Source organism: Streptomyces sp. YIM S03343, assembly GCF_054729195.1.
Window position 1 is genome coordinate 688,363 of the sequence record NZ_JBPUKX010000001.1, and the last position, 24,778, is coordinate 713,140.

A 24,778-nucleotide genomic window follows, 5' to 3' on the forward strand; every position below is an offset into this window, starting at 1 on the left:
GAGGCGGTCCGTGAGGTCGGCGAGCTAGTCGGCGGGGCGGCCGGCCAGCAGGTGGAGCAGCACGGCGGGCGGCGCCGACGTCCAGCGCATGTCGTTCGCGGCGATCCAGGCCGCGGCGGCCGCCGCGCCCGTCTGGCACGCCGCGCCCGCAGCGTGCAGCGCCGGGTAGGCCGTACGGGACTGCGCGTTCCAGGGGGCCTTTCTCAGTTCCGTGCGGAGTTCCCTCAATTCCGGGACGTGGGCGCGCCGTTCGGCATCCGTCATTCCGGTCAGGAGGTCCACCGTCTCGCCCGTCCGCCCCGCCCGTACCGCCTCCAGCAACACGCTCATCGCGCGCCCCCGTCCGTCCGTGCCGTACGGCCATCGGTGCCGTGGGTCTCACGCCGTACGATCCGCACCGCGAGCGCGTGCTTGCACGGCCCGCGTCCGCCCCGGTACCGCGCCCACCACAGGCAACTGCAGCTGAGGACCCCCGCGTCGTCCCGCACATGGTGCGCGTGGCCGTCCTCGGCCGTGACCGTCCCGGTCGTCCCGTCCACCCGGACCGCGCCCGCGGCCACCAGTTCCCGCGCCGATCGGAGCCGAGGGTTGTACCGCTCCACCCGCCCGGCGTCGTACGGCAGTTCGCGGTGGAAGTAGGCCGCCTCCGCCGTGTCGTAGCCGACGCGGCCGGAGGTGCCGAGGCGCACCAGGGCGGCCCGGACCCGCTCGGCTGTCAGGCCCGAGGCGGCGGCGAGGTCGGCGATGTCGATACGGGGCTCCCAGGCGAGCAGCACGGACACCAGCTCCGCGTCCTCGGCGGCCTCGGGTGCGGCGAGCGCGTCGAGCACCCCGCCCTCCCCCGAGAAGCCGCGCGAGGTGTCCGGCGACAGGGTGAGCGTGAGCCGCATCCCCGGCAGCACCGCCTCCCAGGCGCTCGCCGTGGCGTCGGTGCCGGTCGCCGCGGGGCCGTAGACCCGCAGCGCGGTGGCGTGCCGCAGCACGCGCCGGAACGCCTCCAGGCGCTCGGGACCGGGCAGGCACACCGCGCCCGGCAGCGGCCGTGTGACCGGCCGCAGCGTCCGCCCGGCGGGGACCACCCAGCGCGGCGCGGCGACGGAGCCGCGCCCCGCGGTGCGCGGCAGCGTGCGCAGGAACCGCACCGCCTCGGCCGCGGAGAGTTCGGCCCGCAGGTCGAAGCCCGCGGCGATCACCTGGGCCTCCGCGAAACCGCGCAGCCAGCGGTCGGGCAGCGGCACCTTCTTCTCCACCACCGGGCCGTCCAGGGTGGTCACGGCCATCTCCTCGGGGCCGACCCGCAGATGGAGCGGATCGTCGGAACCCATCCGCGACAGCGCCTCGCGCAGCGGGTTGTTCACATCGACGTTCGTCGTGCCGTGCCCCACCTCACCACCGTCGAGGCCCGGGGCCAGGACGTCCAGGCGCGCGTACACCCCTCCGCAGCCGGAGAAGGACTCGAAGCGCAGCCGGTCGCCGTTGCCGGTCACCACCGGGTCGAGCGAGGCGCGCAGCTGCGGCTGGTAGTAACGTGCGGCGGCCACGTCCGCCACCGCCAGGAGCCCGGCGGAAGCCGCCCGAGGATCCGTCAGGAATCCGCTGAAGAAGCGCGGATGGTCCTCGGGACCGGAGGGTGTCGCACCCCGGGAGGTCTCCAGACCCAGGCGCGGTCCACTCCCGGCGGACTCCAGCACGGAGGGTCGACGATAGGCCACGGCCTGCAAAGATCGCGTCATGGAAAAACCGTAGAGACGACCACTGACAATCGGCCCTGACCTGCGAAGACACCTCCCTGCGCGGCTGACGCTCCGACAGCACCTCAGCTCCTCAAGGGATCGCGCGCACCGCCGCCTCGGTCAGGGTGCGGGCGGTGTGTACGGCGCTGGTGACGGCCGCGTCCGGGGCGAGGCCGCACAGGTCGGTGAGGGTGAACAGCGCCTCCGCGCTCACCACCACGGAGAGATCCAGCTTGAGTTGCGCGAACGCCTCCAGGTCTGCCGCGCCGAGGGTGTTCTCCAGCGGCAGGAGCGCATGGTCGATCAGACCGAAGCGGACACCGGGGCGTGCGCTCGCGCCGCCGGGACGGGTGATCGTGGCCGCGATCATCGCGCGTACGGCCCCTTCGCGGGCGAGGATGCCGCGCAGCAGGTAGTCGCAGGCGAAGGCGACCCGTTCGACCGGGTCGGCCGAGTCCGCGACCGGCGCCAGCGCCTCGGCGGGCGGCGGCCAGGCACCGGCCAGGGCCTCGCCGATCAGCGAGGAGAGATCGGGGAAGTAGCGGTAGGCGGTGGCCTCGGAGACCAGCGCGGCACGGGCCACCGCCGGCATGGTCACCTCGGCACCGGTGCCGATGAGGTCCCGGGCCGCCGCGACGATCGCGGCGCGCGTGCGCTGCTTCTGGTTGGTACGGCCGGTGCCCGCCGTCTGCGTCGTCATCGCGGAACCCCTCCTCCTGCTGGTACTCCCGCATCGTAGCACTTGACTCTCTTTATGAGAGTTCACTTGCATGACACTTCCACCCCGCCTAGTCTCATGAGAGTCAGCTCTCACGAAGCGAAGCGCACGGCAGGCACGAAGCCCTGCGCACCAGCGCAGCACTGCAGAAGGAGGCAGCCATGACCGAGGTCTCCCTGGTCGGCCCCGACGGCGGCGAGTCGATCCAGCTCGGCCCCACCCGGATGCGCATCCTCGAGGACGGCAGCACCACCGGGCACCGGCTCGGCATCGGCGAGATCACCATCGCCCCGCACACCCAGGGCCCGCCCCAGCACCGGCACGCCGAGCACGACGAGGGTTTCTACGTCGTCTCCGGCACCGTGCACTTCACCGTCGGCGAGACCACCCACGCCGCACCTGCCGGCACCCTCGCGATGATCCCGCCCGGCGCCCCGCACACCTTCGCCAACCTCGGCGACACCCCGGCGGTGATGATCAACACCTTCACACCCGATCTGTATGTGCGGTACTTCCGTGAGCTGCGGGACATGATCGCAGGCGGCGGGGAACTGACCCCGGAGTCCACCGCCGAGGTGATGAGCCGCTATGCCACCGTCCCGGCGACCGACTATGCGTGACGACTCGTCATATTCCCTGCCCCTCGGCTTACTTCAGGAGTCCATCACCATGACGAAGACCAGCACCCACACCCTCGCTCTGGACCAGGGCATCGTCGATGTGACCGTCGAGGTGTACGGCGACGCTTACGGCGAGCAGGGCCGTCCCTTCCTGCTGTTGCACGGTGGCGGCGGCCCGCAGACCATCACGCCGTTCGCCGCGCTGCTCGCCGAGCACCGCCCGGCCGAGGTGTACGTCCCCGTGCACCCCGGCTTCGGTGGTACCACCCGCCCCGGCTGGCTGACCGACATCAGGACCCTCGCCCTGGCATACACGGAACTGCTCGACACCCTCGATCTGCGCGATGTGACCGTCGTGGGCAACTCCATAGGCGGCTGGATCGCCGCCGAACTGGCCGCGCTGGGCAGCGACCGCGTCAGCGGCGTCGTCCTCGTCAACGCGGTCGGCATCGAAGTCCCCGGCCATCCGATCGCCGACACCTTCTCGCTGACGCCCGTCGAGCTGTCCCGGCTGTCCTTCCACGACCCGTCGAAGTTCCGCTTCGACCCCACCGCGCTCAGCGAGGAACAGCGCGCAGTGATGGCCGCCAACCGGGCGGCGCTGGAGGTCTATTCGGGTCCGTACGGCATGGCGGACCCCACGCTGTCCGACCGGCTCGCCAAGATCGCGCATCCAGCCCTCGTCGTCTGGGGCGCGAGCGACCGGGTGGTCGACGCCGAGTACGGGCGGGCGTATGCGAAGGCCGTTCCCGGTGCGGAGTTCAGGCTGCTGACCGGCACCGGCCATATGCCGCAGTCGGAGACGCCCGAGGAATTCCTGCCGGTGGTCCGGGACTTCGCCGATGCCCACGCCACCCGGCGGCCGGGTGCCTGACGGAGCCGGACACCGGCTTCGGGCCCGACGGCGCACTCGTGCCGACACTGAGCGAGTGACGCCGTCAGGCGATCCGCCTGCTGCGGCTCCGGAGCTGTCGGTGCTCCGGGCCGGCGGTCAGGCCCGATAGGCCAGGTCGGCCATCATGCCCGCCGCGCCGTGATAGGCGTTGTGGCAGTGCAGCATCCACAGCCCCGGGTTGTCCGCATCGAAGTACACCGACAGCGTCCTTCCCGGCAGCACGATCGCGGTGTCCTTGCGGGGGCCGGAGGTGCCGAGCTGGTAGGTGTGGCCGTGCAGATGCATGGGGTGCCACATGCCGGAGGCGTTGACGAAATCGAGCCGTACCCGCTGGCCCTCCTCGATGAGGAGCGGGTTCGCCCGGGGGTCGCTCATGTCGAAGGCGACACCGTTGATCGCCCAGTTGTAGCGCCTCATGCCGCCGGTCAGCCTGATCCGGTGCGTGACGTCCGTCGTCGACTCCTCCAGGCGCACCTCGTCGGCTGCGCTCAGCTCGGACGCGGTGACGACCTCGCCGTCCAGCTCCTTGGGCCGTACGTCCGCCTTCGGTGCGCTGCCCGCCGCCGTGCGCAGCAGGGCGAGCCCGCTCGCGTCCTTGCCCTCGGCCTGGGCGACCAGCGGGAACACCCCGTCGCCGAGGGTGACGAGCACGTCGTAGCGCTCCCCCATGCCCACCAGCAGCGCGTCCACCTCACGATGGCGGACCGGGAAGCCGTCGGTGTGGGTGATCGTCATCCGATGGCCGCCCAAGGCGACCCGGTAGGCGGTGTCCGCGCCCGCGTTGATGATCCTGACGCGCAGTTTCATGCCGGGCTTCCCGGTGCGGACGGCAGGGTCGGCTGCGATCCGGCCGTTGATCAGGTGGTGCGGATAGCGCACGTCACCGGCGTCGCCGCCGAGCAGCCGGCTGGAGCCGCCCGTCAGCATGAAGCGCTTCGAGGCCGAGCCGTCACCGGTGCTCGTGCTCTCCATGCCGTCCATGCCCTGCATGCCGCTCATGTTCCCCGACCCGCCCGTACCCTTGCGGAGTTCGGCGTAGGCGTCGTCGGGGGTGCCGGTGACGCCGTCGAGCCAGTCGTCGAGGACGACGACCCATTCGTCGTCGTAGGCAAGGGGCTCCTTGGGGTCCTCGACGATCAGCGGGGCGTACAGGGCGCGGTCGCTCTGGACGCCCACGTGCGGGTGGAAGAAGTAGGTGCCGGGCTTGTCGGTGATGAACCGGTAGGTGAAGGCGGATCCGGTGCCCACGGCGGTCTGTGTCGCCCCGGGTACGCCGTCCATGTCGTTGCGCAGGGCGATGCCGTGCCAGTGGATGGACGTCGTCGTCTTCGCCGGGAGCTGGTTCGACAGCTCCGCGACCAGGGTGTCACCAGCCGGGAGCCGGACCTCCTTGCCCAGGGTGCGACCGGTGAAGGCCCAGGTCTTCGGGGTGACCCCGCCGCCCAGGTCGATCACGGCGGGCGCCGCGGTGAGGGTAAGTCTGTGCTCGCGTCCGGTGCCCTTGCGTGCCGCCTCGGCGGCGGTCACCGCCGAGCCGGACGGGCCGACCAGGCCTTCGGCGCTGCCGCTCCTGGCGCCGGTCCCGCTGGTGCAGGCGGTGAGCGCCCCGGCGCCTGCGGTGCCGAGCCCGGCGCGTAGGAGAGTGCGGCGGTCGATGCTGTTCATGTGGTGTCGTCCTCTGTGACGTCACTGCCGTGACCGACGTGACTGCGGAAGTGGTCGCTGAGAGACGGCGGTTCACGCACCGTCCGGCGCCGCCCATATGCACAGTCGCGCGACGGACAGATCGGGCGCGGCCGGCACGGCGCACAGAGCGAGGAGTACACCCCGCGCACGGCGGACGACCCCGCGGCCGTCGCCGGCTGTCCGAGTCGTCGTCATGGGCCCGCCCATCGCATACGTCAGCCAGGGGCGCTCACAGTACCCCCAACGGGTATACGGATCCGGTAGGACTCCCCGCCCCGTCAACCCCTGTCACCTCATCGGACACTGCGGAAACAATCGGACTTCCGCCGCACTCGGCGTCTACCTGTTATTTCTGGAAAAACCCTCCTCGTCGTACGCGTGGACGAATAGCGTGCGAGGACCCGAGCCGCCGCCCCCTCCCCCACGCCCCCCGGCCCGGCGTCCGCCGGGCCCATGCCGCTCCAGGAGTTCCGGAAATGCCGCACGGAGACACCCATGCCTGGCCGCACCCCGACCATCCCCACTCCACAGCCGATTCCTATGCCACCGGGCGGTTAGCCGACGACGACCCGGCACCCGGGCAGGACGGCTCCCGCCCCCGTCCCGGGCACCACGGCGATCTGCGGCGCCTGCGGCGCACGTACCGGATCCAGCGGCGCACCACCACCTTCCTGGCCCTGGGCTACTTCGCCGCCTTCCTGGTCCTCTCCACGCAGTACCCCGCCTTCATGGCGCGCCCCCTGGTCGGCGGGCTGCCGACCGGGCTCGTGCTGGCCCTCTCCCACGTCCCCGTCACCTGGCTCGCCGTGCTGCTGTACGAGCGCACCGCGCGGCGCTATGTCGATCCCCTGGCCTTCCGGGTCACCCGGCACGCTCCGTGGGCGGCCGAGCCGGGGCAGGAGCAGGGCCGGTGACCGACTTCGGCAAGAGCGCGCAGACCTGGTCGCTGGTCGCCTTCTGCGCCGCCGTCAGTGTGACGCTGCTCCTGTGCGTGCTCACCGGCCCGGACCACGACGACCTGGACGAGTACTACACCGGCTACCGTTCCCTCTCCCCCTTCCGCAACGGTCTCGCGATCGCCGGGGACTACATCTCCGCGGCGACCGTGCTGACCATCGGCGGAGTGATCGCACTGTGCGGCTACGACGGTGTCGTGCTCGCCGTCAGCACCCTCCTCTCCCTGCTCGTGCTGATGTTCCTGCTGGCCGAACCGCTGCGGAACACCGGGCGGTTCACGATGGGCGACGCGCTGGCCCGGCGGACTCCCGGGCGTTCGGTGCGGATCGCGGCCTGTCTCGTCACCTTTGCGGCGCTGGTGCCGATGATGCTCGTCCAGCTCGCCAGCACCGGGCAACTGCTGGCGTTCATCCTCGGGTTCACCGGCACCCCGCTGAAGACCGGCTGCATCGTCGGCGTGGGCACGCTGATGATCACCTACGCCGCCATCGGCGGGATGCGGGGCACCGCGGTGCTGCACATCCTGAAGATCGTGGCGCTGCTGGGTTCCGGGGTGATCGTCGCCGCGCTGATGCTGCGCACCTTCGACTGGAGCCCTGGGCAGTTGTTCGGCGCCGCCGCGCAGCGCAGCGGGGCGGGTGACCAGTTCCTGCGCAGCGGGCTGCAGTTCGCCGGTGAGGAGCATCCGCGGCTGGACATGGTGAGCACGCAGATCGCCATTGTGCTCGGCGGTGCCTGTCTGCCCCATGTCACGATGCGCATGTACACGGCGGACAGCGCACGCCAGGTGCGCCGGTCGATGTCCTGGGCGGTGTCCTCCGTGGCCCTGTTCGTGCTCATCATCACGGTGATCGGGGTCGGCGCCACGGCACTGCTCGGCCGGGCCGGTGTCGCGGCCGCGGAACCGCACGGCAACACGGCCTATCTGGTGGCCTCACGCGCGGTGTTCGGCGACCATGTGTCCCGCCCCGAGACCCTGCTGTTCACCGGGGTCACCACCGCGATCTTCCTCACCCTGCTCGCGTCGGTCGCCAGCATGACGCTCGCCTGCGCCAACTCCCTCGCGCACGACGTCATCGCCTCCCGCCGCTCGGGTATGCCCCCGTTGCAGGAGTCGACCGTTGCCCGGGTGTCGGCGGTGGTGGTCGGGGCGCCGGTCATCGCGCTCGCGGCGCTGATCCAGCACCGCAGTCTGCAGCCGCTGGCGACGCTGTCGTTCTGTCTGGCCGCCTCCGCGATCGCACCGGCACTGGTCTACAGCCTGTTCTGGCGGCGCTTCACCCGCACCGGGCTGCTGTGCACCCTGATCGGCGGTTCGGTGTCGGTGCTCGTGCTGATGCCGGGCACCAATCTGGTCTCCGGTTCACCGGCTTCGGCGTTCCCCGACGCCGACTTCAACTGGTTCCCGTTCACCACCACCGGACTGGTGTCCGTTCCGCTCGGTTTCGCCTTCGGATGGCTGGGCACGGTGCTGCGGGGGCGCCGCGCCCAGCAGGAGGCGCGCGACCGGTACGAGGCCGTCGAGCGGCTGATCCTCGCCGGTCCGCAGCGTCGACTGCGATGAGTCCGCCCGTACGTCCGGAACGTGTGGCACCTCGCGTACGGCGGCCGTCGTCAGGCGTCCTGCTCATCGCTCTCCTCTGCGGGTGCGACGGCCTGGGCCGGGACATCCGCCGCACCCTGCACCGCGCCGTCCGCCGCCCGCCGGAGCGCCGAGGAGCGGCGCACCAGCAGTCCGCGCACCTCGTAGGACGTCTCCGTGGTCCCGGGGGCGGGCGGCGGGTGGTAACGCCCCGCGCACACCGAGAGGTTGACGATGAGGTACGCGTGCCAGGTGCTGCCCACACCGCGCCGGTCGGAGAAGACCTGGGCGCCGTTCACCCACCAGACGACCGAGCGGGAACCGAACTCGACCCGCAGATCCACCCATGCTCCGGGGCTGATGCGGCTGTTGCGGTAGTAGAGGTTGGTGACGCGCACATGGTTGGTGAGTTCCAGCAGGTCCGGGTTGTCCGGGTGGTACTCGAAGACGTCGATCTCCTGGTCGCCGTCCCGCCAGGTCCAGATCGCCGGCCACGCCCCGATCTCCCTGGGCAGCCGCACGCTGGCCTCCAGCACGTCCCCGGCTCGGACCTGAAAGCCGTCCTGGCTGCCCTCGGTGGTGAGCAGCCCCGTGTTCCACAGTCCGTCGGGGCGGCGCACGGCCCGGAACACACCGGTGCGGCTGTAGGAGGCGTCCGGCACCAGGTAGTCGAGCTTGTTGTCGCCCGGGTTCACGGGGCCGCCGTCGGGATACGCCCAGGAACGGCCCGCGACCCATTGCCGGGTGGAGGTGAAGTCCGCCGTGAACACCACGTCGGAGGCGGCCGCGGCGTCCGCCGGGGAGGGGGGACCGCTGCCGGGGGGCGAGTGCGCCGGACGGCTTGGATGTGCCGGATTCACCGGATTCGGAGTGTTCATACCCGATGTCTCTCCGCCCATGGCCCGCTCATGCCCAGACGCACACTTGTCGCACCCAAACAACCCTCCCGGGTGAACCTCGGTGAAGAGCGCTTCACCTCGGAATGTGGCTGCAGTGTCACGAAGGGTGGCCTCGCCGTCGGCGGGATCCCTAGGATGGGTGACCGGCCGGGCAACTCGGCTTACCACTACCTGCAGTTGGGGGACCATGATGCAGCCGGACAGGGGCCTGACGACGTCGATCGATGCCACGGTTCCCACAGCCGCTCGCATGTACGACCACTACCTGGGCGGCAAGGACAACTACGCGGCGGACCGGGCAGCCTGCGAGGAACTGGACAAGGTCGTGCCCAGCACCCGAAGGCTGGCACTCAACAACCGCCGGTTCCTCCAGCGGGTGGTGGGCGTGCTCGCCAGGGACTACGGCATCCGGCAGTTCCTCGACCACGGGTCCGGACTGCCCACCCAGGACAACGTCCACCAGGTCGCCCAGCAGATCGACCCGTCGTCGCGTGTGGTGTACGTCGACAACGACCCCATGGTGCTGGTGCACGGCCGGGCGCTGCTCGACCAGAACGACCGCACCGCCGTCATCCAGGCCGACATGAGGGACACCGACCCGATATGGGCGCACCCGGACACCCGGCGGCTCATCGACTTCTCGGAGCCGGTGGGTGTGTTGTTCAACTCGGTGTTCCACTGCATCCCGGACAGCGAGACCGACGGGCCGCTCGCCGTGGTGCGCCGGGTGACCGAGCGGCTGGCGCCGGGCAGCTGTCTGGTGATGTGCCAGCTGGTCAGCGAGGACCCCGAAGTACGCAAGTTCGTCACGGACTTCATGGACCAGGCGACCCAGGGCCACTGGGGGCGGGTGCGCCGGGAGAAGGACGTCGCGGAGTGGTTCGAGGGGCTGGAGATCATGGAGCCGGGCCTGGTGGAGGTGTCCACCTGGCGGCCGGACAGCGAGGTGGTGCCCCGTCAGCTCACCCAGGAGTGGATCGAGTTCGGCGGCGTGGCCCGCAAGCCGTAGGGCCGGGCGCGACGCAGCCTCGGTGCATCCTGCCGAGGCCGTCGCCCGGTGTCAGGGTGCCGGGTAGTGCCGTTCGACGGTCTCGCGCAGCCGGGCCAGGGACTCGCGCGGGCTGAGCGCCTCGTCGCCCAGCCGGTCGAGCGTCAGCCGGTACTCCTCGGTCTCGTCGCGGTCCTCAAGGAACGTGGCGCTGCGGATGTGTTCCAGATAGACGATGTCGGGGAGTTCGGCGCCGCCGAAACGCAGATAGGTCACCGGTATGGCCGGTGCCGAGGCCCGTGTCACGTCCAATGGCACGATCTGCAGCGTCACATGGGGACGGTGGGCCATCTCCGCGAGATGTTCGAGCTGTTCGCGCATCACCTCGCGGCTGCCCAGGACGCGCAGCAGGACCGACTCGTCCATGATCGCCCAGAGTTGCGGCGCGTCGGGCCGGTCCATCAGATCACAGCGCCGCATGCGCAGTTCGACCCGGCGCTGCACCTCACGGGAGGGCACGGTGGGCAGGCCCCGTTCGACGACCGCACGGGCGTAGTCCGCGGTCTGGAGCAGCCCGGGGACGTACTGGATCTCGAAGGTACGGATGGTGACGGCCGCCTCCTGGAGTCCGACCAGCCGGTCGAACCATTCGGGCATCAGCCGTTTGTCGTAGCGCTGCCACCAGCCGGGCTCACCCGCCCGCTCCAGCAACTGCATGAGCATGGACGCCTCGTGGCCGTCGCAGCCGTACAGGTCGAGCAGTGCGCGGACGTCGCTCTCCTGGGGCGGGCGGCGGCTCTTGCCCGCCTCGATCCGCGACAACTTGGCCGCGCTGAAGCCCACCTTGCGGGCCGCCTGGTCCTGGGAGAGTCCCCTGTCCTCGCGGATGCCCGCCAGTTGCACGCCGATGAGCATCTTCAGCAAAGTCGGCGCGGGTTCGGAGCGGTGCAGATACGGTTCGAGGTGGGAGACACGAGCGGACTCGGTGGACATGCTGGCTCCCCAGGGACCGGCGGACAACACTGCGCATTATCGCATCAGGGCCCCGTGTGGCACACCTCGCCTGGGCCGGAGTGACATACGGCGGCCGGAGTGACATACGGCGCACACGGGGCGGGACGGAGGACGACGGACGCCATAGGGGGGCAACGGAGCGCGCGGCCGGGCCCGCTGGGCGACCCGGCCGTCGGATCGTCCCTCACACCAGATGGTCGAACTCGCCGCCCTTCACCCCGGCGAGGAACGCGGCCACCTCGGCCGGTGTGTAGACCAGCGCCGGGCCGTCCGGGTCACGGGAGTTGCGCAGGGCTATGCCTCCCTCCCCCAGCGCGGCGACCTCCACACAGTTGCCCTCGGCATTGCTGCGCGTGCTCTTGGTCCAGCTCACGTCCAGCGCGCTCGCGCGCACTCCGTTGGGTATCGGCGTCACGGCACTCCCCTCACGTCCGGCGGCACCACCGCTCTGTTCGCGCAATTTCCCATGCAATTGCACGAACTCATCTTCTGCGTGATACTAGCCGCGTCGTCAACCCATGAACGAGCGCTTTGTTCTGACGTCACTTCAGGGAGACTTCGTGTCCGTGTCAGCCTCGGCCGTCAGGGCCGACGAGGAGAACGGCGAGAGCCCGCTCGACGTCACTCACGTCCCCTGGCACGAATTGAGCGACTCCACCGGCTCGGCCGCAGCCATCCCCTTCCTGCTGGCCGCGATCGCCTCCGGCGACCTGGGCGCCGCGCGCCAGGCTCAGGACCGGCTGGCCGACCGTATCTGTGAGTTCGGGTTCGTGGTGGGCCAGGCGACCGCCCCCACCGTGCCGTTCCTGTGGCAGCTCGCCCGGCAGCCTCAGGTGACGTGCCGCGCCCAGATCCTGCGGCTGCTGGCGAACATCGCCGGGGCCCGCCAGTGGCAGACCACGGCCGCCGCGTACCCCAAACTGCTGCGCCACCACCGCGAGTACGTCCGCTGGGAATGCGCCGCCCGCCGGGCGGTACGCGCCGGACGCGGCGCCCTCTCCGGCCTGCCGGCCGACCACGACCCCGAGACCGCCCGCGCCGCCGAGGAGTTGGCCTCCGCGCTGACTCGCTGACTCGCTGACTCAGCGCGTCTCGGAATCCCACTCACGGAATCACCTCGTCGCTGAAACGCGGGAGCGGGCGGGACGGCATGCGCCGTCCCGCCCGCCCGGAAAAGCAACCGCTCAGGTGCGGTAGGCGTAGTACGCCGCGTTCGGGTACGACGCGATGATGCTCGCCAGCGACCTGTTGTAGGTGTTGGTCGAGTGGTACGTCAGATACGGCACACCCTGCGGGCTGCGGTAGGTGACGATCATCGTGTGGTCCTTGGACCCGTCCTTGTTGAAGTCCAACTGGACCACGTCGCCGACGTCCGCCTGGTAGACGTTCGCCAGGCTGGTGACCCGCTTGGAGGACAGGGCGAACCACGAGAACTCGTTGACCCCGACGAAGGAGTCGGACTGGATCTGGGAGTTGCCGAACCACTTGTGGAAGTCGTACGTGTAGCCCGGTACGTGCTTCCAGCCACCGGCCTTCAGGGTCTGGCTGACGAAGTTGGTGCAGTCGCCGCCGGCACCCTGCCCGTTGAAGTTCGGGTAGTCGGTGTTGTAGTTGTTCCAGTACTTCTTCGCGTACGCCGCCATGGCGTTGTAGTCGTAGCCGCTGGCGGAGAAGTTCTTCGCGTTGGCCGGGGCGGGGTACGTGGTGGCCGCACGAGTCGCCGCGGGCGGGTTGTCGTCCGCGGTGGACGGGCTGGCGACCAGCGGCGTGGTGACCTGGTTGACGGCGACGCCGTCGTCCGTGTCACGGATGCCGGTGAGCTGCCAGTTACCGTCGCGGTCGGCCTTGAACTTCAGGGTGTGGTGGGCCTGGAAACCGGTGGTCTTCGGCTCACTGCCCTTGGCGTCCGCGTAGGTCAGCGTCGTGGTCTCGGTGACGGCGACCGTGGCGTGGCGGCCCTTGACGCTCGTACGGTCCAGCGTCACGGCCGTGCTGGCCTTGCTGTACTCCTCGCCGAGCGATGCGAGGCGGGACTTGCGGCTGCGCAGCTGCGACAGCGTGGAGTCCTCCGTGCGGGTGGTCGTGGACGACAGCCGGACGTCGCCGTCGAAACGGGACGCCAGCGACTTCTTCCGGGCGGCCGTCCCGTTGTCCACCAGAGCGTTCGTACGGTCCGTGAAGACCGCGTCCGCCAGATGCTGGAAGGTGGCCTTGGTCGCGGAGTCCACCGTGGGGTCGTCGGCGACACTCGCCGCGCCCGCGCTCCAGTTGGGTACGAGCGCCACACCGGCGACGACCGAGGCCGCCGCCGCGGTGACTATGGCCGTGCGTCGCCGCTTATGGCTCAGTTTTCTTGATTTCAATGACGTTCCCCTCTACGCCGGTACTAGATACCGGGAAGCCGCATCTTCGCACGTTCCCCGGGACTGGTGTGAAGGGGGTTACGGAAAGGGACATCCCGGCCATCTCCGGTGCCTGCCAAGGCAGTTGCGGACCGTGGCGAGGAGACCACTTCGGGTGGGATGCGATGATCAGGGCGGGCGTCGGCGCATTGCTGCTGCGCACGTCGGCGAGGTCTTCGCGTGGAACGGCGCCTGACTCATGGCCGGAATCGGTAGCATGCGCAACGTCGTCCCCGATGGAAACATCGTCTTTCACTCGCCCCTCGCCCACCCGTCAAGGAAGTGAACGACCGTGCCCGACAAAGCAGCCGACAGCACACTTCGATCGCGATACGTGGAACAGGCCGTATCCGATTTGAAGGAAAACCGCCGACTTCAGCAGGAACTGGTCGACAGAATAGCGACGTTGAAGCAGGAGGAGACACTTCTGATCGACATCCTGGCCGTCACCAGCCGCTTCGACGCGCCGAACGACACCGCCCCGTCCGTGCCCGAGCAGACACCGGCAGAGGCACCCGCGGCGGCGGCGACACCGGAGACCGTACCGCAGCAGACGCGGGACGAGCCGTCACCCGAGCCTGGACCCGTTGAGCCCGAGTCCGCTGGGTCCAAGCCCGCCGAGCCTGAGCCCACCGACCCTGAACACGCTGAGCCCGAACACGCTCCCGAGGCGGCTCCCGCACCCGGGCCACCGACGGCGAAGCGCCCCAGGACGGCCCCCGGGAAGATGCCGGCGAAGACCCCCCGTCAGAGGACCACCACCCGAATCCCCAGGACCCCCAGGACCGCCAAGCCCAACCCCGAGCCCAACCCCGAGCCCGAGCCGCGCCAGCTACTCCCCCGCCTCGGCGACCTCTTCACCGAGCTGCTCCGCGCGCACGGCGAGCCCCGGCTCGCGAAGGAGCTCCGTGACGAGCTGCTGGTCAAGCACCCCGACCGGGCGCCGACACCGCAGGTGGTGCGCAACACCCTGGAGGCGCTCGTGGCGAAGGGCCGTGTCCAGCGGCACAAGCAGCAGCGCTCGGTGCTGTACACCGTCACCGCACCGGACGAGCGGGAGGCGCCCCAGGCAAGCGGGTGAATGCCCGGGCCGCCTCCGGCGTGGCGGGGCATGGATGAGGGTCGCGGCCGTATCCGGCCGGAATCGACGTACTCAGCGTGCTCAGCGTGCTGTGCTGGAGGCGAAAGATGAAAGAAAAGGCCGGGCGTACCGGCGACACGATCCACAGAGTTCCGGTCCTGATCGTCGGCGGCTCCCTGGTGGGGCTGTCGACCTCGTTGTTCCTGGGGCGGCTGGGGGTGCAGCACACCCTGGTGGAGCGGCACGCCGCCACCTCCATCCACCCCCGGGGCCGCGGCAACAACGTCCGTACGATGGAAGTGCTCCGGGTCGCCGGCGCGGAGGCGGGGATCCGCGCGGCCGCCGCCACCCTGGCGGACAACCACGGCATCCTGCAGACCCCCACGCTGGTGGGTGACGCGGGCGAGTGGCTGTTCCGGGACATCGACCCGGGCGGCGGTCTTGCCCGGTTCAGCCCGGCCACCTGGTGCCTGTGCAGCCAGAACGACCTGGAGCCGGTGCTGGTGGACCAGGCGGTCGCGCTCGGCGGCGATCTGCGGTTCAACACCGAACTGATGTCGTTCGAAAGCGACGCGGACGGCATCACCGCGGTGGTCAAGAGCCGGGAGACCGGCGAGCACACCACCATCCGCGCGGACTACCTGGTCGCCGCCGACGGCCCGCGCAGCCCGGTTCGGGTGCAGCTCGGCATCGGGCACAGCGGCCCGGGGGACCTGTTCCACAACGTCAGTATGACGTTCCGCTCGCACCGGCTGGCCGAGGTGGTCGGCGACCGGCGCTTCATCGTCTGCTATCTGACGACGCCGGGCGCCGACGGCGCGCTGCTGCCGGTGGACAACCGGGAGAACTGGGTCTTCCACGCCCCCTGGCACCCCGAACAGGGCGAGACACTGGAGGAGTTCACCGACGAGCGCTGCACCGAGCACATCCGGCGCGCGGTCGGCGACCCGGACCTCGATGTGGAGATCACCGGCCGGGCCCCCTGGCACGCCGCGCAGCGCGTGGCCCGCGCCTACCGGTCGGGGCGGGTCTTCCTGGCCGGCGACTCGGCCCACGAGATGTCCCCCACCGGGGCGTTCGGCTCCAACACCGGCATCCAGGACGCGCACAACCTGGCGTGGAAGCTGACGGCGGTGCTCGGCGGCTGGGCCGGTGACGGGCTCCTGGAGAGCTACGACGCCGAGCGGCGCCCGGTCGCGGAGGCCACCAGCGCCCGCGCCGCCGCCCGGTCGGCCGAGCACAGCCACCCCGGTTTCGCCGCGCCGCCCGGTCCTCCCGCCGGGGGTGCGCAGCGCGGCATCCTCAATGTGGCGCTCGGCTACCGCTACCCGGCCGGAGCCGTCGTAGGCACCGACCCGGCCTCGCCCGTCGTACCCGACAAGCTGACGCTGAACGGCGAGCCGGGCAGCCGGGCGCCGCATGTCTGGCTGCGGCACAACGGGCTGCAGATCTCCACGCTCGACCTGTACGAGCGCCACATGGTGCTGCTCTGCGACGCCGACCAGCCCGGCGACTGGCACAAGAGCGCGGGCCGCCTCGCCGAGGAGCTGTCCGTGCCGCTGGTCGCGTACCGCGTGGGTGCCGGGCCGGACGCCGATCTGGCGCCGGAGGACGGCGCGGACTGGCTGGAGCTGCACGGCATCGACCACGGCGGCGCCGTCCTGGTACGCCCCGACGGCTTCGTCGCGTGGCGCGCCCCGGACCCGGTCCCGTCACCGGAGACAACCCTGCGCGAGGTCCTGACCTCGGTACTGTCCCTCCCCTGACCCACCCTCACACAACCACCGCACCACCGTCGGCCGGCAGCCCCCGCTGCCGGCCGACGCTGTTTTCCGGCCCCGGCCACCGCACCGGTGCACCGCCGCCCCACCCCGTCCGTTCACCCCCGCGCCTGCCCCGTTCACCCGCCCGAGCCTCCCGAGTGGTGGCCGGTGGCGGATTGGCTGACGGTGGATCACGTCAGGGCCGGGTGAACCGAGCTGACGAAGCGCCAGCTGCCCGGACCGCGACGAAAGGATCCTCGAATGCGTTCGACTCGCACGATGCTCGCCACGGCGGCGGCCACGGCCGTCCTCGCCATCGGCGCGCCCGCCGCCTACGCGGCGGGTGGTGACTGGAGCCAAGACGACTCGTCGTACAGCACGGACAGCTCCTGGGGCGGCAGCCACGACGGACCGCACGGCGGAATGCACACGGGTGGCGGAGCCCTGGCCCTGCGCCCGGCCGACAGCGGCCACGGCAAGGACAAGGACAAGGACAAGGACTGGGGTTCGAGCTCGTCGAGTTCGACCGGCTCCAGCTCCGCCTCCACCGACAGCGGCTCCTCCAGCGGCGGCAAGGACTCCTCCGACTGGTCCAAGGACAGCGGGAGCGGGAGCGGGAGCTCGTCCTGGAGCGGCGACCACGAGAAGCCTCACGGCGGGATGCACACCGGCGGGGGCGCACTGGCGGCGGCGCCGTCCGTCACCGCGGGCGGTCTCGCGGTGCTCGCGCTCGCCGGAGCCGGTCTCTTCACGGTGCGCCGCAAGAAGTCGGCGACCGGCGTGGCCTGAGCCGTGCCGGACGCGATAGAGCCGGGGCCGCCACCGGTGCATCGAGTGGCGGCCGCCCGGCCCGCCCGGCCCCGCGCCGGTCGCGTACCCCCGCCGTATCGCCGTACCCGCCGTACCCGCAGTGCCGCAGTACTCGTAGTGCCGCAGTACTCGTAGTGCCGCAGTACTCGTAGTGCCGCAGTACTCGTAGTGCCGCAGTACTCGTAGTGCCCCGACGAGAGTGGTCCCCGATGCCCGTTCCTCCCCCCTCCCCCGCCGGTGGCGGGCCAGCCCCGGCCGGGCAGCTGTCCCGCGGCCTCATCGTGCTGAGCGCCATGGCGTTGCTGATCCTGGCGATGCTGCTGCACAGCGGCAACGATCCGGCGACGCCCGCCGCCGCGGCAGCCGTACGCCCGCCGACGAGCGCCCCCGACATCCCGTACGCCCTCATGGCGCCCAGCCCCGCCGCACCGGCGCAGTCCGCGCCGCCGACGTCCGACACCGCGTCGGACGGCAAGCATCTGTCCCGCTCGCGGCCCGAGCGGCTGGTGATCCCGAAGATCGGGGTCGACGCCCCCTTCACCGACCTCGCCCTCGCGCCGGACGGCCGGCTCCAGCCGCCGCCCGCCGCGAACACCAACCTCGTCGGCTGGTACGCGAACGGCCCGTCACCCGGCGAGCGGGGCACCGCGATCATCGCGGGGCACGTCGACACCAAGACCTCGGTGGCCGTCTTCGTCTACCTCAGGGAGCTGCGGAAGGGCGACACCTTCCAGGTGGTGCGGGCCGACGGCAGCGCTGCGTCGTTCGTGGTGGACAGCGCGGAGACCTATCCGAAGGACCGGTTCCCCAGCGAGCGGGTGTACGGCGACACGGGCCGGGCGCAAGTCCGGCTGATCACCTGCGCGGGTGACTACGACCGTACGGTGCACGACTACAAGGACAACCTGGTGGTCTTCGCCCATCTGGTGTGATCCGCCCCTACGGGTGATCACCCGGGCAGTCCATCCCAATCGCGCACCGGTAAAGACCGGCTCAGGATCGAGTCACGCCCTCGGCACGACTGAGCCGCCGAGGGGCACCGACAAGCGCCGTACCCCGGCCCCGCGAAGGAGATGTCCCCAGGATGACCACCACGTCCGCGCCTGCCTCACCGCCGCCGACCCGTCAGATGTCGCAGCGTGTCTCCCAGTCCGTGTTCGACGGCTCCCGGCTGCGGGTCGTCCTGCTCGTGGACGTCTACGACGGCGCCCAACAGCAGTTCCTGGAGGCGTACGAGCAGCTCTGCAACGAGGTCGCGTCCGTTCCCGGTCACATCAGCGACCAGCTGTGCCAGTCCATCGAGAACCCCTCCCAATGGCTCATCACCAGCGAGTGGGAGAGCGCCCCGCCGTTCCTGACCTGGGTCAACAGCGAGGAGCACGTGCGGATGGTGGAGCCGCTGCACAGCTGCGTCCGTGACACCCGCTCGCTGCGTTTCCACGTGGTCCGTGAGACCGGCAGCCCGGTCTCCGGCACCGAGGCGGGCAGGCGTGACCTTCAGCCGACCCCCCGGATCGGTGACGGCATCATCCGTCATGCGATCACCTTCACGGTGAAGCCGGGCAGCGAGGAGGCCGTCGCGAAGATCCTCGCCGACTACGCCTCACCCGAGCCGCAGGTCGACAGCACCACCCGGCTGATCCGGACCTCCCTGTTCATGCACGGCAACCGGGTCGTCCGGGCCATCGAGGTGCGCGGCGACCTGCTCGCGGCGCTGCGGCACGTGGCCCGGCAGCCCGAAGTGCGTGCCGTCGAGCAGGCCATCAACCCGTATCTGGAGCAGGACCGCGATCTCGACGACCCCGAGTCGGCGCGGATGTTCTTCACCCGGGCCGCGCTGCCCGCCGTCCACCATGTGACGGCCGTGCAGGACGACCCGGCGGCCGAGCGGCACGCGCTGTACTACCCGGCGCGGCCCGGCTGCGGGATGCGGCTGGCCGAGCTGCTCGCCCAGCAGGACGAGGCGGCGGCCGACGACCCGCGCAGCCCGGTGCTGCGCAGCACGATCTTCCAGCGGGACGACGTCGTGGTGCGGCTGATCGAGGTGCGCGGCGGACTCGACGCCGGCGATCTCGCACTGCCCCTCGGTCTCGCGGAGCCCGGGAAGGCCACCGGGCTCGCGGAACTGCTGGACGCGGCCGACGCCGCCGCGCTGGAGGACGGCGACCTGCCGCGCTTCCTGATGCTCGCCCGGATGGAACTCGTCACCGACCGCCGTTCGCCCGACGCCTGAGCCGCCGGCACGCGCCCTTCGGCGCGCCGCCGCCGGCGCGCGGCCACGGCCCCCAGCCACCACAGCACCAGATCGGAGCAGCGACGTGATCACACCCCGTACCAGAATCGTTGAGCTCAGCGAGGTCGAGCCCAACACCCGGCGCGGCGGCGACCTGCGCGCCATGCTCACCCCCACCACCGTCGGAGCCACCAGCGGTTTCATGGGCGTGGCCATCGTGCAGCCGGGCGACCGGATCGCCGAGCACTACCACCCGTACTCGGAGGAGTTCGTCTACGTCGTGTGCGGGGAGCTGGAGGTCGACCTGGACGGCGAGCCCCACCCGCTGCGGCCGGAGCAGGGGCTCATGATCCCCATGCACATGCGGCACCGGTTCCGCAATGTCGGCGCCGTGGAGGCCCGGATCGTCTTCCACCTCGGCCCGCTGGCGCCGACGCCGCCGCTCGGCCATGTCGACACCGAGGAGTCCGAGCCCGGCGCGGCGCCGGTGGGTGCCGCCCGTCCCAGGGCGGACGCATGACCAGGCGGGTGGCGGTCACCGGCATAGGTGTCGTCGCGCCGGGCGGCATCGGCATACCGGCGTTCTGGGACCTGCTGTCCAGCGGCCGCACCGCGACCCGGGGCATCACGTTCTTCGACCCGTCGAGCCTCAGGTCGCGGATCGCCGCCGAGTGCGACTTCGATCCGGCTGCCCACGGTCTGGACGCGGACGAGATCGCCCGCTGCGACCGCTACATCCAGTTCGCGCTGGTGGCGGGCGAGGAGGCGGTGCGGGACTCCGGACTGGAACTGGACCGGGAGAACCCGTGGCGGATCGGGGTGTCGCTGGGCACCGCGGTCGGCGGCACCACCCGGCTGGAGCAGGACTATGTGCTGGTCAGCCAGGGCGGGCAACGGTGGGACGTAGACCACCGTGAGGCACGCCCGCATCTGCACCGGGCGTTCTCGCCGAGCACGCTCGCGTCGACGATGGCCGAGCAGCTCGGCGCGTGCGGCCCGGTGCAGACCGTGTCCACGGGCTGCACCTCGGGCCTCGACGCGGTGGGGTACGCCTTCCACACCGTGCAGGAGGGCCGGGCGGACATCTGTGTGGCGGGCGCCTCGGACTCGCCGATCTCCCCGATCACGATGGCCTGCTTCGACGCGATCAAGGCGACCTCGCCGAACAACGACGACCCCGAGCACGCGTCGCGGCCCTTCGACGCCGACCGCAACGGGTTCGTCATGGGCGAGGGCGGCGCCGTCCTGGTGCTGGAGGAACTGGAGCACGCCCGGGCCCGCGGCGCCCATGTGTACTGCGAGCTGGGCGGCTACGCGACATTCGGCAACGCCTACCACATGACCGGTCTGACCCGGGAGGGCATCGAGATGGCGCGGGCCATCGAGGACGCCCTCGACCACTGCCGGATCGACGGCACGGCGATCGACTACGTCAACGCGCACGGCTCGGGCACCCAGCAGAACGACCGGCACGAGACGGCCGCCGTGAAGCTGGCGCTGGGGCAGCACGCGTACGACACACCCATGAGTTCCATCAAGTCGATGGTGGGTCACTCGCTCGGCGCGATCGGGGCGATCGAAGTCGTCGCGTGCGTGCTCGCCATGGCCCACCAGGTGGTACCGCCCACCGCGAACTACCAGACCCCGGACCCCGAGTGCGATCTCGACTATGTGCCGCGTGTCGCCCGTGAGCGGCGGCTGGACAGCGTGCTGTCGGTGGGCAGCGGGTTCGGCGGTTTTCAGTCGGCGGTGGTCCTGACCCGGACCGGCGGGAGGTCATGATGAGCAAACCCCGGCCACGGCGTGCGGCCGTCACCGGCATCGGTGTGGTCGCGCCCAACGGCACCAGCACGGAATCCTTCTGGAAATCCACCCAGGAGGGCGTCAGCGTCCTGGACCGCATCACCCGCGAGGGCTGCGAGCACCTCCCGATGAAGGTGGCGGGAGAGGTACGGGGCTTCGAGCCGGCGGCGGCCGTCGAGGAGCGGTATCTGGTCCAGACGGACCGGTTCACGCACTTCGCGATGGCCGCGGCCGACAGTGCCCTGGAGGACGCCCGGCTCGGCAGGGCCGACACCGAACAGGCGCCGTTCTCGGTGGGTGTGGTCACCGCGGCGGGCTCCGGCGGCGGCGAGTTCGGCCAGCGGGAGCTCCAGCAGCTGTGGGGCAAGGGCAGCCGGTTCGTGGGGCCGTACCAGTCCATCGCCTGGTTCTACGCCGCCAGCACCGGCCAGGTCTCCATCCGGCGCGGCTTCAAGGGGCCGTGCTCGGTTCTCGCCGCAGACGAGGCGGGCGGTCTGGACGCGCTCGCGCACGCGGCACGGGCGGTGCGGCGCGGTACGGACGTCATGGTGGCCGGCTCCACGGAGGCGCCGCTCGCACCGTACTCGGGCGTGTGCCAGCTCGGCTATCCGGAACTGAGCCTTCAGACCGATCCGTCCCGCGCCTACCGCCCGTTCACCGACGCGGCCTGCGGGTTCGTACCGGCCGAGGGCGGCGCGATGCTCGTCGTGGAGGAGGAGTCCGCGGCGCGGGAGCGCGGGGCGCGGGTGCGTGCCCTGCTCGTCGGGCACGCGGCGACGTTCACCGGCCCGTCCTGCTGGGAGCGGTCCCGTGCGGGGCTGACCCAGGCGATCCTCGGCGCGCTGGACGAGGCCGGGTGCGCTCCGGAGGAGATCGACGTGGTCTTCGCCGACGCCCTCGGGGTGCCGGAGGCCGACCGGGCCGAGGCACTGGCGATCGTCGACGCGCTCGGCGCGCACGGCCGGCAGGTACCGGTCACCGCGCCGAAGACCGGAATCGGCCGCGGCTACTGCGCGGCTCCCCTGCTGGACACGGCGGCGGCGGTGCTCTCGATGGAGTACGGCCTGGTCCCGCCCACCCCGAACGTCTTCGACATCTGTCACGACCTCGACCTGGTGACCGAGCGCGCCCGCGCCCGCGAGGTACGCACGGCACTGGTCCTCAGCCGGGGCCTGATGGGCTCCAACTCGGCGCTGGTGCTGCGGCACTGCGCCTCCGACGCCTCGTAGCGGGGCGTCACCACGCAAGGAAAGGATCCGCATGAGTGACATGAGCGACCGCATCACCGTGGAAGAACTGTCCGAGCTGATGAAGAAGGCCGCCGGGGTCACCGTGCCACCGGACGACCTGCGCGCGCGGGCCGACGCGGGCTTCGACGCCCTGGGCATCGACTCGCTCGGCCTGCTCGGTGTGGTGGGCGAGCTGGAGAACCGGTACGGCACGCCGATGCCGCCGGACGCGGAGCGCTGCAAGACGCCCGCCCAGTTCCTCGACCTGGTCAACAGCGCGCTGCTGGCGGGGGCGTGACATGGCCGGACACACACAGAACGAGATCACCATCGGCGCTCCGCTCGGCCTGGTCTGGGACATGACCAACGATGTGGCGAACTGGCCCGATCTGTTCAGCGAGTACGCCTCCGCCGAGATCCTCTCCCAGGAGGGCGACCGGACGCTGTTCCGGCTGACCATGCACCCGGACGAGAACGGCACGGTGTGGAGCTGGGTCTCGGAGCGCGAGACCGACCTGGACACGCTCACCGTCCGGGCCCACCGGGTGGAGACGGGTCCCTTCGAGTACATGAACATCCACTGGGAGTACGAAGAGGTGCCCGCCGGGACCCGGATGGTGTGGACGCAGGACTTCGCCATGAAGCCGGACGCCCCGGTCGACGACGAGTGGATGACCGGCAACATCAACCGGAACTCCAAGGTCCAGATGGCGCTGATCCGGGACCGCGTCGAGCAGGCCGCCGGGGAGCGGTCCGCGGGCGTACGCGGCTGAGCGGGACGGAGGTACGTACGATGCATCAGTCCCTGATCGTCGCCCGGATGAAACCGGACTCGGCACCGGACATCGCGAAGGTGTTCGCGGAGTCCGACCGGGGCGAACTCCCGCACCTCATCGGGGTGTCGGGGCGCAGCCTCTTCCAGTTCGGCGACGTGTATCTGCATCTCATCGAGTCCGAGCAGGATCCCGCGCCCGCCATCGCACGGCTCACCGGGCACCCTGAGTTCCGGGGGATCAGCGAGCAGCTCTCGGCGTACGTCTCGGCGTACGACCCGGAGACCTGGCGTTCGCCCAAGGACGCCATGGCGCACTGCTTCTACCGCTGGGAGCGGGAGGCGGGCGGCCGGACCGGCCGCTGAGCCCGTCGCTGCGGCGGCTGAACCGTCCTGCCCGAGACGGCACCGGTCGCCGGGTCCACGACGCTGCGTGGGCCCGGCGACCGGCGGTTTCCGCCGACGGTTCTTTCGGCGGCCGTGGTTCGGCGGCCGGTGGTTCGGGGCCCGTGGTGCGGTGGCCCGTGGTTCGGCGGAGCGTGGTTCGGTGGCCGGTCAGCCCGGCACGTGGCAGTCGAAGGCGTGCAGATAGGCGTTGACGGGGCTGACGTCGTCGACGACCAGGCCCGCCTCGGTCAGCCGGGCGGTCATGCTCGCGGTGGTGTGCTTGGCTCCGCCGACGTTGAGCAGGAGCATCAGGTCCATCGCGGTGCTGAACCGCATCGACGGGGTGTCGTCGACGAGGTTCTCGATGACCACGATCCGGGTCCCGGGGCCGCCCGACGCGACGACGTTGGCCAGGAGACGGGCGGTGCTCTCGTCGTCCCACTCCAGGATGTTCTTGATGATGTAGACGTCCGCCTTCACCGGTACGGCAGCTCGGACGTCGCCGGGCACGATGTCCGCGCGGTCCGCGAGGTCGCCGCCGGGGCGCAGCCGGGACACGGCGTTGTCGACGACGCGGGGCAGGTCGAGCAGGGTGCCGCGCAGGTCGGGGTACTTGTCGAGCAGGCAGGCCACCACATGGCCCTGGCCGCCGGCGATGTCGGCGACGGAGGCGCAGCCCGACAGATCGAGCAGGGCGGCGACGTCGCGGGCCGACTGCTCGCTGGACGTCGTCATGGCGCGGTTGAAGACGTCGGCCGACTCGGGGGCGTCCTCATTGAGGTAGCTGAAGAACTCCTTGCCGTAGAGGTCCTCGACGACGTTGCGGCCGGTGCGCACGGCCTCGTCGAGCATCGGCCAGGCGTCCCAGGTCCAGGGCTCGGTGCACCACATGCAGATGGCGCGCAGGCTGTGCGGGTCGTCCTCGCGCAGCAGCCGGGACATACCGGTGTGCGCGAAGGTGCCGTCGGGCTGCTCGGCGAAGACGTCGTAGCAGGACAGGGCGCGCAGCAGCCGGCGCAGCGGCCGGGTCTCGGTCTTCACGGCGGCGGCGAGGTCCTCGACCGTCATGGGGGTCTCGCCGAGCGCGTCGGCGACGCCGAGGCGGGCGGCGGCGCGGATGGCGGCGGCGCAGGCCGCCCCGAACGCGAGCTCCCTCAGCCGCATGGGGGGCGGGGGTGCGGCAGTCGTTGCGGTCGTCATGTACCG

At 71.0% G+C, this 24,778-nt stretch carries 26 protein-coding genes; 17 read left to right on the forward strand and 9 right to left on the reverse strand.

The window, feature by feature from the left end; genetic code table 11:
* Positions 1-24: 24 nt before the first annotated feature.
* The 3 genes from ACSYGN_RS02975 to ACSYGN_RS02985 all read right to left on the reverse strand — a co-directional run bounded on the left by ACSYGN_RS02975 (position 25) and on the right by ACSYGN_RS02985 (position 2,433).
* Positions 25-330: a hypothetical protein gene (locus tag ACSYGN_RS02975; RefSeq protein ID WP_460391490.1), complete on the reverse strand. Its 306-nt coding sequence runs from the start codon at positions 328-330 to the stop codon at positions 25-27.
* The gene (locus ACSYGN_RS02980) at positions 327-1,733 is read right to left on the reverse strand and encodes an SWIM zinc finger family protein (protein WP_460391492.1); all 1,407 of its coding nucleotides are present in this window, start codon (positions 1,731-1,733) and stop codon (positions 327-329) included. The genes ACSYGN_RS02975 and ACSYGN_RS02980 overlap by 4 nt, the downstream gene beginning before the upstream one ends.
* A gap of 91 nt (positions 1,734-1,824) precedes the next feature.
* Complete coding sequence (locus tag ACSYGN_RS02985; RefSeq protein WP_460391494.1) at positions 1,825-2,433, reverse strand: TetR/AcrR family transcriptional regulator; 609 nt, start codon at positions 2,431-2,433, stop codon at positions 1,825-1,827.
* A gap of 179 nt (positions 2,434-2,612) precedes the next feature.
* Between ACSYGN_RS02985 and ACSYGN_RS02990 the strand changes: the two genes are divergently transcribed.
* Together ACSYGN_RS02990 and ACSYGN_RS02995 are read left to right on the forward strand one after the other, a co-directional pair.
* On the forward strand, positions 2,613-3,071 hold the full coding sequence (locus tag ACSYGN_RS02990) for a cupin domain-containing protein (RefSeq protein ID WP_460391496.1): 459 nt from the start codon (positions 2,613-2,615) through the stop codon (positions 3,069-3,071).
* Positions 3,072-3,120: 49 nt separating this feature from the next.
* Positions 3,121-3,945, forward strand: coding sequence for an alpha/beta fold hydrolase (locus ACSYGN_RS02995; protein WP_460391498.1), 825 nt, complete (start codon positions 3,121-3,123; stop codon positions 3,943-3,945).
* A 117-nt stretch (positions 3,946-4,062) separates the two neighbouring features.
* On the opposite strand, the gene ACSYGN_RS03000 is transcribed toward ACSYGN_RS02995, so the two are convergent.
* Positions 4,063-5,631, reverse strand: coding sequence for a multicopper oxidase family protein (locus tag ACSYGN_RS03000; RefSeq protein ID WP_460391500.1), 1,569 nt, complete (start codon positions 5,629-5,631; stop codon positions 4,063-4,065).
* A gap of 497 nt (positions 5,632-6,128) precedes the next feature.
* Here ACSYGN_RS03000 and ACSYGN_RS03005 point away from each other — a divergent pair, with 497 nt between their 5' ends.
* Together ACSYGN_RS03005 and ACSYGN_RS03010 are read left to right on the forward strand one after the other, a co-directional pair.
* Positions 6,129-6,566, forward strand: coding sequence for a DUF485 domain-containing protein (locus tag ACSYGN_RS03005; RefSeq protein WP_460391502.1), 438 nt, complete (start codon positions 6,129-6,131; stop codon positions 6,564-6,566).
* Complete coding sequence (locus tag ACSYGN_RS03010) at positions 6,563-8,173, forward strand: sodium/solute symporter (protein WP_460391504.1); 1,611 nt, start codon at positions 6,563-6,565, stop codon at positions 8,171-8,173. The genes ACSYGN_RS03005 and ACSYGN_RS03010 overlap by 4 nt, the downstream gene beginning before the upstream one ends.
* 50 nt (positions 8,174-8,223) lie before the next feature.
* Here the strand turns inward: ACSYGN_RS03010 and ACSYGN_RS03015 are convergent, their stop codons facing one another.
* Entirely contained in the window at positions 8,224-9,069 is an 846-nt protein-coding gene (locus tag ACSYGN_RS03015; protein WP_460391506.1) for a LamG domain-containing protein, read from the reverse strand.
* Between the two features lie 211 nt (positions 9,070-9,280).
* Between ACSYGN_RS03015 and ACSYGN_RS03020 the strand changes: the two genes are divergently transcribed.
* Positions 9,281-10,099, forward strand: a complete 819-nt coding sequence (locus tag ACSYGN_RS03020; RefSeq protein WP_460403187.1) for an SAM-dependent methyltransferase — start codon at positions 9,281-9,283, stop codon at positions 10,097-10,099.
* 51 nt (positions 10,100-10,150) lie between these two features.
* Here the strand turns inward: ACSYGN_RS03020 and ACSYGN_RS03025 are convergent, their stop codons facing one another.
* Together ACSYGN_RS03025 and ACSYGN_RS03030 are read right to left on the reverse strand one after the other, a co-directional pair.
* A complete protein-coding gene (locus tag ACSYGN_RS03025; protein ID WP_460391508.1) occupies positions 10,151-11,071 on the reverse strand; it encodes a helix-turn-helix domain-containing protein in 921 nt (306 codons plus the stop codon).
* A gap of 205 nt (positions 11,072-11,276) precedes the next feature.
* A complete protein-coding gene (locus ACSYGN_RS03030) occupies positions 11,277-11,507 on the reverse strand; it encodes a DUF397 domain-containing protein (protein WP_460391510.1) in 231 nt (76 codons plus the stop codon).
* A gap of 145 nt (positions 11,508-11,652) precedes the next feature.
* Here ACSYGN_RS03030 and ACSYGN_RS03035 point away from each other — a divergent pair, with 145 nt between their 5' ends.
* Positions 11,653-12,165, forward strand: coding sequence for a hypothetical protein (locus tag ACSYGN_RS03035; protein ID WP_460391512.1), 513 nt, complete (start codon positions 11,653-11,655; stop codon positions 12,163-12,165).
* 111 nt (positions 12,166-12,276) lie between these two features.
* Here ACSYGN_RS03035 and ACSYGN_RS03040 read toward each other — a convergent pair whose 3' ends face one another.
* Positions 12,277-13,455 carry an amidase domain-containing protein gene (locus tag ACSYGN_RS03040; RefSeq protein ID WP_460391514.1) on the reverse strand — a complete coding sequence of 393 codons (1,179 nt, stop codon included), beginning with the start codon at positions 13,453-13,455 and terminating at the stop codon, positions 12,277-12,279.
* A 445-nt stretch (positions 13,456-13,900) separates the two neighbouring features.
* Between ACSYGN_RS03040 and ACSYGN_RS03045 the strand changes: the two genes are divergently transcribed.
* From ACSYGN_RS03045 to ACSYGN_RS03095, 11 genes are all read left to right on the forward strand, one after another.
* On the forward strand, positions 13,901-14,575 hold the full coding sequence (locus ACSYGN_RS03045) for a BlaI/MecI/CopY family transcriptional regulator (protein ID WP_460391516.1): 675 nt from the start codon (positions 13,901-13,903) through the stop codon (positions 14,573-14,575).
* A 107-nt stretch (positions 14,576-14,682) separates the two neighbouring features.
* On the forward strand, positions 14,683-16,341 hold the full coding sequence (locus ACSYGN_RS03050) for an FAD-dependent oxidoreductase (protein ID WP_460391518.1): 1,659 nt from the start codon (positions 14,683-14,685) through the stop codon (positions 16,339-16,341).
* Between the two features lie 258 nt (positions 16,342-16,599).
* Entirely contained in the window at positions 16,600-17,127 is a 528-nt protein-coding gene (locus tag ACSYGN_RS03055) for a hypothetical protein (protein ID WP_460391520.1), read from the forward strand.
* 230 nt (positions 17,128-17,357) lie between these two features.
* Entirely contained in the window at positions 17,358-18,080 is a 723-nt protein-coding gene (locus ACSYGN_RS03060; protein WP_460391522.1) for a class F sortase, read from the forward strand.
* Between the two features lie 152 nt (positions 18,081-18,232).
* Positions 18,233-19,381, forward strand: a complete 1,149-nt coding sequence (locus ACSYGN_RS03065; RefSeq protein WP_460391524.1) for a SchA/CurD-like domain-containing protein — start codon at positions 18,233-18,235, stop codon at positions 19,379-19,381.
* Between the two features lie 85 nt (positions 19,382-19,466).
* Positions 19,467-19,901 (forward strand): cupin domain-containing protein, encoded by a 435-nt coding sequence (locus ACSYGN_RS03070; protein WP_460391526.1) that lies wholly within the window; start codon positions 19,467-19,469, stop codon positions 19,899-19,901.
* Positions 19,898-21,163, forward strand: a complete 1,266-nt coding sequence (locus ACSYGN_RS03075; protein WP_460391528.1) for a beta-ketoacyl-[acyl-carrier-protein] synthase family protein — start codon at positions 19,898-19,900, stop codon at positions 21,161-21,163. The genes ACSYGN_RS03070 and ACSYGN_RS03075 overlap by 4 nt, the downstream gene beginning before the upstream one ends.
* Positions 21,163-22,413, forward strand: a complete 1,251-nt coding sequence (locus tag ACSYGN_RS03080) for a ketosynthase chain-length factor (protein ID WP_460391530.1) — start codon at positions 21,163-21,165, stop codon at positions 22,411-22,413. The genes ACSYGN_RS03075 and ACSYGN_RS03080 overlap by 1 nt, the downstream gene beginning before the upstream one ends.
* A 40-nt stretch (positions 22,414-22,453) precedes the next feature.
* The gene (locus ACSYGN_RS03085) at positions 22,454-22,711 is read left to right on the forward strand and encodes an acyl carrier protein (protein WP_460403189.1); all 258 of its coding nucleotides are present in this window, start codon (positions 22,454-22,456) and stop codon (positions 22,709-22,711) included.
* Position 22,712: 1 nt separating this feature from the next.
* A complete protein-coding gene (locus tag ACSYGN_RS03090) occupies positions 22,713-23,186 on the forward strand; it encodes an SRPBCC family protein (protein WP_460391532.1) in 474 nt (157 codons plus the stop codon).
* A 20-nt stretch (positions 23,187-23,206) separates the two neighbouring features.
* Entirely contained in the window at positions 23,207-23,551 is a 345-nt protein-coding gene (locus ACSYGN_RS03095; RefSeq protein WP_460391534.1) for a TcmI family type II polyketide cyclase, read from the forward strand.
* A 189-nt stretch (positions 23,552-23,740) separates the two neighbouring features.
* Here the strand turns inward: ACSYGN_RS03095 and ACSYGN_RS03100 are convergent, their stop codons facing one another.
* A complete protein-coding gene (locus ACSYGN_RS03100; RefSeq protein WP_460391536.1) occupies positions 23,741-24,772 on the reverse strand; it encodes a methyltransferase in 1,032 nt (343 codons plus the stop codon).
* Between the last annotated feature and the right edge of the window lie 6 nt (positions 24,773-24,778).